Here is a 12,529-nt window from a genome sequence, read left to right on the forward strand (position 1 = left end):
GGCGCGTAGTATCGCTGGCTCAGGTACGCGCGGTGCTGCTCGCATGTATCAGCAGGTGGTGCCAGTCACTTTGTCCAGCGCGCCGAGTTGTTCGTGAACAAGTCGCCCTCGTCAATCATGTGACACCCGACCGGGAAACCTCACATGATTGGCGAGGGCGTTCCCACGCGCGCCGGTTCGCCCACTGCGGATGGCTCCATTAGGCTAGAAACACGCGCATGGAGGTGTGCGGATCGAATGGGAGGCGCGTCATGGCACGGTTGACGGATGGGGCAGAACTGCTCAAGTGTTCGTTCTGCGGCAAGACACAAAAACAAGTGCGCAAGCTGATCGGCGGCTCCGGTGTGTACATCTGCAACGAGTGCATCGAACTGTGCAACGAAATCATCGAAGAAGAGCTGCAGACTGACAGCGCGCCCACGCAGACCCCGCTACCCAAACCGCGCGAAATCTTCGACTTCCTTGACTCGTGGGTCATCGGTCAGGACCGCGCCAAGCGTGCACTATCCGTAGCAGTCTACAACCACTACAAGCGCGTGCGCTCCAGGGAAGCCGGAAACGATGAGGATATGCAGGGCACCAAGTCCAATATTCTTATGCTGGGTCCAACCGGAACCGGGAAAACCCACCTGGCCCGATCACTTGCCCGCATGCTGCACGTTCCGTTCGTGATTGTGGATGCCACTGCGCTGACGGAGGCAGGGTATGTGGGCGAGGACGTTGAAAACATCCTGCTCAAACTTATCCAGGAAGCCGACGGCGACATCAAGAAGGCTGAACGCGGCATCATCTACATTGACGAGATCGACAAGATTGGCCGCAAGGGCGAAAACGCGTCGATCACGCGAGACGTATCGGGCGAGGGCGTCCAACAGGCACTGCTCAAGATTATTGAAGGGACCGTCGCATCCGTCCCGCCTCAAGGCGGTCGCAAGCATCCGCACCAGCAGTTCCTCGAAATCGACACATCCGGCATTCTGTTCATCGCGGCCGGCGCATTTGCCGGTATCGAGGAGATCGTGCGGGCGCGCCTTGGACAGCGCTCCACAGGTTTTGCCTCGTCACTGAAATCCTCTTCCGAAATGGGTGACATTTACGAATCAGTCACGCCCGAAGATCTGCACAAGTTCGGCATGATTCCGGAATTTATCGGCAGGCTCCCGATCCTCACCTCAACGAAACTGCTCACCGAGCAGGACCTGGTTCGCGTCCTCACCGAGCCGCAGGCATGCCTCGTCGCCCAGTACCAGCACCTGTTTGAGCTGGACGACATGACGCTGGAATTTACCGAGGACGCGCTGATGGAGATCGCCTCTGAAGCCAACAGGCGAGGTACGGGCGCGCGCGGCCTGTCCACCATTATGGAAAAGACGCTGTCCGACCTGATGTTTGAACTACCCAGTCGCGACGATGTCGGCACCGTCGTCATTACCCGCGATGTCGTCACCGGCGAGGGGGACGCGGAACTGTATGCCCCTGGTGAGGCGAAGACTCAAAGCGCGTAGCCGCGTTTGCCGGAGCGGGTGTGCCCGGCAGGAAGACATGCACGCGTCGAAGACGACGCAGCACGTAAGACAACGAGGGGAGTGCTGATATGAACCAAACATCTGACCCGAGTGCCGCCAGTGCCGGCACGCAGCCCGCTATTCCTGTAGAACTCAGCCAGGCACGCGAAACGATCGACAATATTGATGCTGCGCTCATCCACATCCTGGCGGAGCGGTTTCGCTGCACGAAGCGCGTAGGGTTCATCAAGGCGGAGCACGATATGCCGCCTGAAGATCGGGCGCGTGAGGCGCGGCAAGTGGCGCGATTGCGGCGTTTGGCGGAAGAAAGCGGGCTGGATCCGGACTTTGCGGAGAAGTTCCTGGCCTTTATGGTGCGCGAGGTTATCCGACATCATGAACACATCAAGCGCAATTTTGGAAACGAGGAGTGAACGGGGCGTAACACGTAAATGACATCGTTCACAAAGTGGGGCCAGTGACCGTATCATAGAGATAGTTCGTCAGAACTGTAATCACGTCATACACTTTCGAGGATATGAGGGCAATGGCAATGAGCCAAAACACCAATACTCCCCCTAATTATGGGCAGGATAACCCTAATTATGGGCAGGAGAATCAGTACAATTCGTCCGGCTCCGATGCGTACGGATCCCAGTCTCAGCAGTACCAGGCTGGACAGCCATCGCCATACGGCCAGCCGGGGCAGTACCAGCAGGCGAGCCAGTATCAGCAGGGAGCAAATCCTGTGGACACCGGCAGCATCGGATGGGCGGTCCTGGGATTCTTCGTCCCGATTGTCGGCCTGGTTTTGTGGTTGGTCTGGAAGGATCAGCGTCCGAACGATTCGCGCATGTCGCGTAACGGCTTCCTTGCAGCACTGATCGTGTTCGTTGTTCTCATGATCATATGGATCATCATTGTTGCGATAGTAGCAGCGAGCGCCTCCATGTCCGTGTCCTAATCCGCGGCACCAGGAACGCGCAAGGCGGCAGATATCCTCAGCGATATCTGCCGCATTTTTGCGTATTTCGAATTCTGCGATTCGAGATACGGCAATGAAATTCTAAAATTTCTCTTGACGTGAAGATAATAACAGGGGTATTGTCCGAAAGAAATATGTGAGCTGAAGGACAGGGAAGTAACTGGCTACATGAGGATTCACCGAGCCAGTATGTCAGCATGGCGCAGGCGAATCCAACCGTCACACAGCCACCTCATCGGACACATCAGCAAGCCCGGAAGGGGACGTCATGAGAAAACGATTTGGAGCCATAATGGCCGCCGCGGCGTTGGTACTGACTGCCTGCATAGCACCAGGTCCTTCGCACGAACGCGGATCCGTCGAATTCATCACTATCGCCGCCGGCGGCACGTCTGGACCGTACTACCAGATCGGCGCCTCTATGGCTCAGATTTTCCGCAACGAACTAGGATCGGACGCATCCGTACAGGCAACGGGCGCATCCGTGGAAAACATCTCGCTCATCACCTCAGGGCGCGCCGAACTGGCCTTCGTCATGGGCGATGCAACACGACAAGCTGTCGAGGGAACCGGCCCATTCGAAGGACGCCGCCAGCTCAGTGAGCTCACCGCACTAACAGCGTTGTACCCCAACTATGTCCAGATCGTGACAACCGCCAGGACTGGGATCCGATCGGTGGAGGACCTGCGCGGCAAACGCGTCGGCGTGGGAGACAAGAACTCCGGTGTGGAACTGAACGCGCAGATGATTCTGGATGCGTACGGCATGACCTATGACGACATCCAGGAAGATTTCCTGTCATACTCGGGCGCCATCGACCAGATCAAGAACGGCCAGACCGACGCAGCGTTCGTTACCTCCGGCCTGCCAAACTCCTCAATCATGGACCTTGCGACAACCGAAGACGTTGTCATTGTCCCCATCGAGGGTGAAGGATTCGCCAGGCTCAAGGAGAAGTATCCTTTCTTCGACCAGAGCGCGATCCCTGGCGGAACATACTCGCAGGCAGAGGACGTCCTCACCGCGTCGATTATGAACCAGCTGCTCGTCTCTCCGGACCTGGACGAGGAACAGGTCTACAAAATGACGAAAGCCCTGTTTGAAAACCTCGACACCCTGCACGCGTCTCACAAGGCTGCAACGGGAATCACGCTGGACAGCTTCGATGAAGGCGCAGCAGTCCCCATCCACCCTGGAGCACTGCGCTATTACACGGAACAGGGGGCGGTGAGCAAAGATGCATCCAAAGACACTGCACAGTCTGAATAAGAGCCCGCGGATCGTGGCAGCCGTCGTCGGCATCGCCCTCGTCGCAACGGGTGCAATGTGCGGTGCGTACGCAACCGCGCTCCATGCCGCACCCTCGATAATCATTGAAGATCAGGAAACCGGTCAGGAATATTTCCGATTCGCCGCCACTGACGACGAACCGATCACGATGAAATGGATCCATTCCATCGAGAAGGAACCGTGGGTCGAGTACTACACCGTCCACGGCGACCACCTGCAGCTTGACGCCATCGACATCAAATCATACGGAGCGGGGGTGCCGGCCGACCCTGGAGGAGTGACCACCGTCAAAGACGGTGTCATCCACACCGAAGGAATCAACCGGACGATTCCGGAGCTGACGTGGGCGCATAGCCACGATACTCACACCACGCTCACCGTCGGAACTCATGTCATCGCCCCGACGGATCTGCCACATCATGCCCTCGTGCGACTACGAATTCAGGAGTAGAACCATGTCTCACTCACATACCACACAGGCTCACCCCTCACAGACGCACCCGACCCGGTCGAAACGTGACGACGAACGTGTCAGTGTCGACACGCACGACATTGATGTACACGCCGAAGACGTGCTTGAAGAATTTGACCGGGAATCGCGCGTTCGCCAGGTCGAGTGGAAACCGATGGCCATTCTCATCACAGCCGTCGCAGTCGCCCTGTCCCTGTATCACATGTGGACCGCCTACTTCGGTGCGCCGCCGGTGCTGATCCACCGATCGATCCACGTCGGCGTCATCTTGTTCCTGACATTCCTGCTGTATCCGCCGATCCGAAAGGGCGTGCGCTCGCGAGTCCCGTTTTATGACATCATCCTGGCCCTGGCTGCGCTGTCGACGGCCGTTTACGTGATAACCAACTACGACGGGATTGTGCGTCGGTTCGGTGACCCCTCGACTGCAGACCTTGTCTTTGCGACGATTCTGGTTGTTTTGGTCATTGAAGCGGCGCGCCGGCTGACCGGCTGGGCCATGCCGCTGCTGGCGATCGCGTTCGTGATATACGCGCTGTACGGGCGATTGTTCCCCGGAATCTTCCGTCACCGCGGGTATTACCCTTCCGACACGTTCAACTTCCTGTATTTGACGACCGAAGGAATCTACGGCACGGCAATTTCTGTGTCCGCCACCTACATCTTCCTGTTCATCCTGTTCGGAGCGGTCCTGCAGAAGTCAGGCATGGGTGAGTTCTTCAATGACATCGCGCTGGCTATTGCCGGTCAATCCCGTGGTGGCCCCGCGAAGGTGTCGGTCATTGCCTCCGGCTTCCTTGGGTCGATCAACGGTGCCGCCGTGGCGAACGTGGTAACAACCGGTGCTTTCACGATTCCGCTGATGAAACGCGTGGGCTATAAGTCGACGTTTGCGGGCGCGGTGGAAGCCTCGTCATCTGTTGGCGGCCAGATCCTGCCGCCGATTATGGGCGCTGCAGCATTCATCATGGCTGAGACCTTGGGCATGCCATACAGTGAAATCGCGATTGCCGCGTTGATCCCCGCCTTGCTGTACTACCTGGGCATCATCGCGCAGGTGCATTTGAGGGCAACGAAGGAAGGCCTGAAGGGTATTTCTCGTGACTCGTTGCCTCTGGTGCGAGACGTCATGAAAGAACGCGGTCACCTGGTCATCCCGCTGCTCTTCCTGATCTACATGCTGTTCTTCTCAGGACGCACCATCTTGTTCTCTGCGCTGCTGACGATTCTGGTGACCATAGTGGTCGCAGAGCTTCGCCCGGCTACGCGCATGTCAGTCAAAGACATCATCGAAGCGCTGGCAAATGGTGCCAAAACAGCAATCTCCGTGGCTGTGGCCTGCGCGGCCGTTGGCATCATCGTCGGTGTTGTGACGATGACGGGGTTCGGTGTCAAACTGGCGAATGCAATCGTAGCATTCGGCGCAGGTTCAATCTTGCTGTCACTGGTGCTGACGATGGTGGCCTCGATCATTCTGGGCATGGGCCTGCCGTCGATTCCGACCTACATCATCACCGCAACGATGGCTGCACCTGCGCTTGGTCAGCTGGGCGTGCCTCCGCTGATTGCACACATGTTCGTGTTCTACTTCGGCTTGTTCGCCAACATCACGCCGCCTGTCGCCCTGGCCTCCTTCGCCGCTGCCGGCCTGTCGGGGGCTGACCCGATGCGCACGGGCTTCCAGTCGATGAAACTCGCCCTGGCCGGATACGTCATTCCGTTCATCTTTGTGTTCAACCCGGTTCTGTTGCTCCAGGACGTGAACTGGCTGGAGGGTATGAAGGTAACTGCCACGGCTGTTGCAGGCGTGCTCCTGCTGGCGATCGCCGTCGAAGGCTTCTTTATGGAAAAGGTACCGTTGCTCATGAGAGCAGTGTTCCTGGGCGCAGGCCTATCCATGATGTCGCCTGAGCCGATCACCGACCTGATCGGCATCGCGGTAGGTGCGTGTGCACTGGCGTTCATGATGATGAAGGCCAAGAAGAACGATAACCTCTCACTCAAAGCCATTTAGCGGCGGTTTGGCCGATCGCGCCGTGGCGGTCGATCATGATGCAGACGGCCGGCCCCTCATCGGGCGTGCTGTGGTGGTGGGGCGGCTGGCCCACCCATCAGCTGCGTGAATTGGGGACGGCTGAGCATCGTGATCTGGCTGTGGCCGTGATATTCCGCGGCTGCGTGCAGCCGAAAGCGGCTGGGATGATCTGCTGATCAACGGGTCAAGGTAATTGAAGGGCTGAATCGTCAACCAGTCAAGGTATGAGGCGTAGGATTCAACATCTCACGATATGAGAACGTTGATATAGTACGGAAAAATCGATGTTCAACGGTCGGCTGTGCGAAGTGAGCGGCCCTCTTACCTTGACGGGTTGACGCGCGGCGGTGCGTTGACCTTGACCGGTTGACTAGGACCTTGACCCGTTGACGTGCGACTGCGCGAACATCGCAAACGGTTGGCTTCTTGCCCGCGCCCTGCACGAGAGCGCGAGCAAGAAGCACACGAACGCTACTTATCCTGGTCCTCTTCAAGCGGTCCGCCGTAGATGTCGTTGATGACAGCCTCGAAGCGCTTGGTCACAACCGCACGCTTGACCTTGAGCGAGGGCGTCAGCATGCCGTTAGCTTCCGTGAAGTCAGAGGTCAGCACGCGGATCGCTCGAATCGACTCGGCACGCGACACATGTGCGTTCGCACGTTCAACTGCTCGCTCCAACGACGCCTGTACCTCCACATTGGTCGAGGCTTCAGCAACGGACATCGCTGGCAGGCCGTGATTCTTCAACCACACCGGCAACATCTCCTCATCCAACGTGATGAGAGCAGCGACGAACGGACGCTTGTCACCTACGACCACAACCTGACTGATCAGCGGATGAGAACGAAGTGGATCTTCCAGCGTGGCAGGTGAAACATTCTTGCCGCCTGCCGTCACGATCAGCTCCTTGGCTCGACCTGTGATGCGCACATACCCATCACGATCCAGCGACCCCAGATCACCGGTGCGGAACCAACCGTCCTCAGTCAACGCCTGAGCTGTCTCGTCGGGCATATTGTGGTAGCCCTGGAAAACCGAACACCCCTTGATGAGGACTTCTCCCTGATCAGAGATCTTGATCGACAGCGGCGGAAGCGGCGGTCCGACCGTGCCAATCTTGGTCAGACGCGGTGTATTGACCGACACCGGCCCAACCGTCTCAGTCAGGCCGTAGCCTTCCAACACAGGCAGTCCGATACCGCGATAGAAGTGAGCGAGATGCGTGGACAGGGGAGCGCCGCCGGACACGATGTAGCTGGCATTGCCGCCCACAAGCTTCAGGAGCTTTTGATACACCAGCTTGTCAGCCACCATGCGCTGGGAACGCAGCGAACGCGAGGGACCTTCAGGAGTATCCAACGCGCGCGAGTATTCCACCGCCACATGTGCAGCCCAACGGAATACTTTGCGCTGAGGGCCCGAGCCCGCCTGAGCGTCCGCCGAGTTATAGATCTTCTCCAGCACTCGCGGCACAACCAGCAGATAGGACGGCCTGAACGAAGCGAGATCCGGCAGCAGGTTCTTCGTGTCAGGGCTGTGCCCCAGCACACCTCCACCTGAAATCTGGAAGACCTGCAGGAAACGCGCAAACACGTGTGCCAACGGCAAGAACAATAAGAGGCGTGAATCTTCACCCGCCGCGATCTCCGGCATCCAACGGTGCGAATTCACCGCCAGCTCAGTGAAATTGCCGTGCGTGAGCACCGTGCCTTTGGGCCGTCCCGTCGTGCCCGACGTGTACACGATCGTGGCAATCGAATCGGTGGTGAGCTGCGCCATGCGACCAGTCAGCACTGTGCGCCGAACCTGAGCGCCACCATCCTGGATGGTTTGGATCGCCTCGGAATCCAGCGACAGCACGGTGACATCCTGAGATTGCGAGCTGGCCGCGGCACGCACCAGTTCCGCCATCGTGATGGTCTCAGTGATCGCCACGCGCGCCTGCGTGTCTCTGAGGATAAAGGCGATCTGCTCGATCGACGACGTCTCGTAAATCGGAACGGGCACCAGTCCTGCACACCAGCAGGCAAAATCCAACAGCGTCCACTCGTAGCGCGTATGCGACATGACGGCGACCCGATCACCGAGTTCGAGCCCCATTGCAATCAGGCCGGCAGATGTGCGCTGCACATCCTCGTAGAAGTGCGCGGCACTCATCGGACGCCACGTGTCCCCCATCGAGAGCTTGCGCTCAATAATCGGCTTGCGCGGTGAGCGTTGCACCCTGCGCTGCAGCAGGTAGGGAATCGTGGTGTGCTCGTCGATCCGGACCAGGACAGGCGCCCGCCACTCGAGTGCATCGGTTGAGACAGGTTCGCTCTCGTCCTCGCTCTCGCCCGCGTCAATCGAGTCTCCTGACGGCAGGCGGAGCTGAGACGACGTGAAAGCAGACGTTGCCTCTTCCACACCAATTGACGAGGGAGACTCCTGTCCTGCCGGCTCGACGACTACCTGTTCATCGGCATTCGAATCGGGCTCGCTGGAGCTGTGCGCCATGACTACTTCTTTCTTTTGGCCGGAGGCTCACCCAGGGTCACGTCAGCAACCTTGACACTGTGGGTCTCATGCGAATCATCGCCGCTGTCGGGTGTTGACGCGGATTCTTCAAGAGTCAGCGTACCCGTCACCTTCGTAGCAGAGCGCAGATCGGATTCCACCATTTCGAGGGCAGGAATCATGTCGGCAGGAGCCTGCACCGTCACAGCCAGGAACGGCGTACGCGGAGAAACCTTGGCTTCCGACTTGACGCGGCGCATGACGATCAGCGCTGCCGACGCAGCATCCAGAACAGTCGGGTCACCCTCGGGGCCGGACAGCTCATCGAGGGTAGGCCAGGACGCGCGATGAATGGAACCTTCCTGATACCACGACCACACCTCTTCCGTGACGTAGGGCAGGAAGGGTGCGAGCAGACGCACAGCAGCGTTGATGACCAGGGCCAACGTCGCGCGTGCCGACTGAGCTTCCTCGTCCGACCAGGCGCCGTCGTGGTTGTAGGCACGCTCCTTGACCAATTCCACGTAGTCATCGCAGAACGTCCAGAAGAATGATTCAGTGACCTCGAGGGCACGCGCATGGTCGTAGGCTGCAAATGCGCTGCTGGCAGTGTCGATGACGGAACGCAGGTGTGCCAGAACAGACTGGTCAAGTGGCTGCGTCACATGCGAGGCATCAAGATCCACCTCACCGGAATCGTCGCCCATCGTCAGCGCGAATTTCGAGGCGTTGAGAACCTTGATAGCCAGGCGGCGACCGATCTTCATCTGCGACTCGTCGAAAGCTGAGTCCACACCCAGACGGGCGGAAGCCGCCCAGTAGCGAACCGCATCCGACCCGTACTTTTCGAGCAGGCCCATCGGCGTGACGACGTTGCCCTTCGACTTCGACATCTTCTTGTGGTCTTTATCGACGATCCAGCCGGATAAAGCCGTGTGCTGCCAGGGCAGTTCGCCAAATTCGAGTGCGGCACGTACCACCGTGGAGAAGAGCCACGTGCGGATGATGTCCTGCCCCTGCGGGCGAAGGTCCATCGGGTAAACGCGGGTGAACAGGTCCTCGTCTTCCAGCCAGCCGGCTGCAATCTGTGGGGACAGGGACGAGGTCGCCCACGTGTCCATAATGTCCAGCTCGGCTGCGAAGCCACCGGGCTGGTCACGCTGATCCTCCGTGTATCCGTGGGGCGTGTCGCTGGACGGATCGATCGGCAGGTCAGCTTCATCAGGAATGATCAGCTGGTCGTACAGCGTTGTGCCATCCTCGTCGATCCTGTACCACAGCGGGAACGGCACGCCGAAGAAGCGCTGACGGGAGATGAGCCAGTCATTGTTGAGGCCACCCACCCAGTTCTCATAGCGCACCCGCATGAATTCGGGGTGGAAGTCCAATGCGTGCCCGCGCTCAATGAGCTCCTCATTGAAGTCCTTACCCGTTGATTCATGCGTCCATGGGCGCCCACCGTTGCGGATGTACCACTGGCGGGACGTGACGATTTCCAGAGGCTTTTCGCCGCGCTCAAAGAAGTTTGTCTGACGCTGCGTCGGAGTGGGTTCACCACTCATTTCACCGGACTCACGCAGGCGGTCAACCACTTCCTGACGCGCTGAGAACGTGGTCTTTCCGGCCATCGCCTCATACGCCTGGCGGCCGGCGGGATCCGTGATCCATTCGGGCACGTCGGTTGCGATGCGGCCATCTTTGCGCAAAATAGCTCGCAACGGCAGATCAAGGTCGCGCCACCAGTCAATGTCAGTGGTGTCACCGAACGTACAACACATCGCGATGCCCGCGCCCTTATCCATCTCCGCTTCCGGGTGGGCAAGGACAGGCACTTCCACACCGAAGACGGGCGAGGTAACCGTGGTGCCGAACAACGGCTTGAAACGCTCATCGTCAGGGTGAGCGATCAGGGCAACACAGGCTGCCAGCAGTTCGGGTCGCGTGGTCTCAATATAGACATCGCGACCGTTTTCAACCGGCGCACCCTGCTCAGCGGCTTGGCGTGCGGCCCCCTCGTCAGTGATGTGGAATGCGAGGCGGTGGTAGAACCCTGGGTATTCGCGTGATTCGAGCTCAGCCTGGGCCACGGCGGTCTGGAACGTGATGTCCCACAGACCGGGCGCCTCCTGCTGGTAGGCCTCGCCGCGCGCCAGGTTACGCAGGAACGCTGCCTGGGCAACCTTGCGGGCATGTGCGCCGATGGTTTGGTAATGCTGCTTCCAGTCGACCGACAGGCCGAGGCGACGCCACAGCGCTTCGAACTGCTTCTCGTCATCGATGGACAGGCGTTCGCACAGCTCCACGAAGTTCTGGCGACTGATCGGCTGCTGGTCGCGAGCCTTAATGGATTTTCCGCCACCGGTGTGCGGGGGCTGGAAGTCGGGGTCGTAGGGCAGTGACGTGTCGACGCGCACGCCGAAATAATTCTGAACGCGGCGTTCAGTTGGCAGGCCGTTGTCATCCCACCCCATTGGGTAGAACACTTCCTTGCCCATCATGCGCTGGTAGCGGGCAACCACGTCAGTGTGCGTGTAGGAAAAGACATGCCCCACGTGCAGGGATCCGGAAACGGTGGGCGGAGGAGTGTCGATCGAATAAACCTGTTCACGCGTGGCCGTGCGATCAAATGAGTACGTTCCGGCGTCTTCCCAACGGTCGCCCCACTTGTCCTCTAATCCATCTGCTGTCACTTTGTCGGGCACCTGACCCAGGTGCGGTCGCGATGACAGGGGTTGCTGTGTGGTCATAAGAGTCTGACTCCATCCGATACGCGTATAACTCTGCCCTTAGCCTACGAGGTTAAGGCGCTTGCCACCAAAGACGTCCAGCATCCAGTGGTGTCTACCTCAACTCACCGTCGCGCTGGACTGCCGCATCGACAGCGGCGACCAGTGCATTCGACAGGCCTGCTTCTTCACTTGCGAGCAGTCCTGCAATGGTGGTGCCACCGGGCGAGCAGACCTGATCGATCAGCTGAGCAGGCACGATGCCGTCTTCGGCTCGGTCAAGGACCAGACTGGCAGACCCGGCAACCGCCTGGGCTGCAATGGTGGTCGCCTGACTCTTCGACAGGCCGTATTTCACACCGGCGCGCGCGAGCGCCTCAATGATCTGAAACACCCAAGCCGGTGAGCATCCTGCCAGTGCGCTGAATACTGCGAACTTGTCTTCGTCAATGACGAGGGTGGTGCCCACCGCGTTCAACAGTGCGCGAACGGCGTCAAGGTAGGTGCCATGTGTGGTGAAGGAGGCGGCGGTAGTCGAGGCAGCCTTGTTGGCACACAGTGCACTCATGGACTGGCCGATCTGCGCATTCACATTCGGCATGACGCGTACAATCGGAACATCACCCAGCGCTGCACTGAGCGTATCGATCGGCGTGCCGGCAGCCAGGGACGCCACGCATACCCCGCCGCGTTCGGCGATTGTTGGAGCCAGTGCGGTGCACACTTCACGAATCGCGTAGGGTTTGACGGCCAGGACGACGATGTCGCATTCGGCGGCGATACGCTCATTGGTCGCAGACTGTCCGCCCAGCTCATCGGCCAGTGCGCCTGCCCTGCCGGAGCCGGCATCTGAAAACATCAGGGAGTCGATGGCCTCACTGTGAGCCGCCCCGCGAGCAATTGCTCCTGCCATTGATCCTGATCCAACGAAACCTATACGCATGATCTTCTCCTTCTTCGCGTGCGCGCGTCGCCCTCGTCAATTATTGCCAGCGGACGAGGGTGACTCAAAGCGGGCG

Annotated in this window: 10 protein-coding genes; 7 read left to right on the forward strand and 3 right to left on the reverse strand. The window is 59.1% G+C overall.

What is annotated here, in order from left to right; translation table 11 throughout:
* The first annotated feature begins 251 nt into the window (after positions 1-251).
* The 7 genes from clpX to BN3002_RS11085 all read left to right on the forward strand — a co-directional run bounded on the left by clpX (position 252) and on the right by BN3002_RS11085 (position 6,464).
* Entirely contained in the window at positions 252-1,505 is a 1,254-nt protein-coding gene (gene clpX / locus BN3002_RS01905; RefSeq protein WP_058236359.1) for an ATP-dependent Clp protease ATP-binding subunit ClpX, read from the forward strand.
* Between the two features lie 89 nt (positions 1,506-1,594).
* Positions 1,595-1,939 (forward strand): chorismate mutase, encoded by a 345-nt coding sequence (locus tag BN3002_RS01910; protein ID WP_058236360.1) that lies wholly within the window; start codon positions 1,595-1,597, stop codon positions 1,937-1,939.
* Positions 1,940-2,052: 113 nt separating this feature from the next.
* Positions 2,053-2,469, forward strand: coding sequence for a PLD nuclease N-terminal domain-containing protein (locus BN3002_RS10875; protein ID WP_058236361.1), 417 nt, complete (start codon positions 2,053-2,055; stop codon positions 2,467-2,469).
* Positions 2,470-2,758: 289 nt separating this feature from the next.
* A complete protein-coding gene (locus BN3002_RS01920) occupies positions 2,759-3,760 on the forward strand; it encodes a TAXI family TRAP transporter solute-binding subunit (RefSeq protein WP_058236362.1) in 1,002 nt (333 codons plus the stop codon).
* Between the two features lie 13 nt (positions 3,761-3,773).
* The gene (locus BN3002_RS01925; RefSeq protein WP_058236363.1) at positions 3,774-4,232 is read left to right on the forward strand and encodes a DUF1850 domain-containing protein; all 459 of its coding nucleotides are present in this window, start codon (positions 3,774-3,776) and stop codon (positions 4,230-4,232) included.
* Positions 4,233-4,236: 4 nt separating this feature from the next.
* On the forward strand, positions 4,237-6,267 hold the full coding sequence (locus BN3002_RS01930) for a TRAP transporter permease (protein ID WP_082628487.1): 2,031 nt from the start codon (positions 4,237-4,239) through the stop codon (positions 6,265-6,267).
* 35 nt (positions 6,268-6,302) lie between these two features.
* The gene (locus BN3002_RS11085; RefSeq protein ID WP_157843498.1) at positions 6,303-6,464 is read left to right on the forward strand and encodes a hypothetical protein; all 162 of its coding nucleotides are present in this window, start codon (positions 6,303-6,305) and stop codon (positions 6,462-6,464) included.
* A gap of 295 nt (positions 6,465-6,759) precedes the next feature.
* On the opposite strand, the gene BN3002_RS01935 is transcribed toward BN3002_RS11085, so the two are convergent.
* From BN3002_RS01935 to proC, 3 genes are all read right to left on the reverse strand, one after another.
* A complete protein-coding gene (locus BN3002_RS01935; RefSeq protein ID WP_082628488.1) occupies positions 6,760-8,784 on the reverse strand; it encodes an AMP-dependent synthetase/ligase in 2,025 nt (674 codons plus the stop codon).
* Between the two features lie 2 nt (positions 8,785-8,786).
* Positions 8,787-11,531: a valine--tRNA ligase gene (gene valS, locus BN3002_RS01940; RefSeq protein ID WP_058236364.1), complete on the reverse strand. Its 2,745-nt coding sequence runs from the start codon at positions 11,529-11,531 to the stop codon at positions 8,787-8,789.
* Between the two features lie 94 nt (positions 11,532-11,625).
* Positions 11,626-12,453 carry a pyrroline-5-carboxylate reductase gene (proC, locus tag BN3002_RS01945; RefSeq protein WP_058236365.1) on the reverse strand — a complete coding sequence of 276 codons (828 nt, stop codon included), beginning with the start codon at positions 12,451-12,453 and terminating at the stop codon, positions 11,626-11,628.
* Positions 12,454-12,529 lie beyond the last annotated feature (76 nt).

The organism is Actinomyces ihuae (assembly GCF_001457875.1).
Classification (GTDB): domain Bacteria; phylum Actinomycetota; class Actinomycetes; order Actinomycetales; family Actinomycetaceae; genus Pauljensenia; species Pauljensenia radingae_A.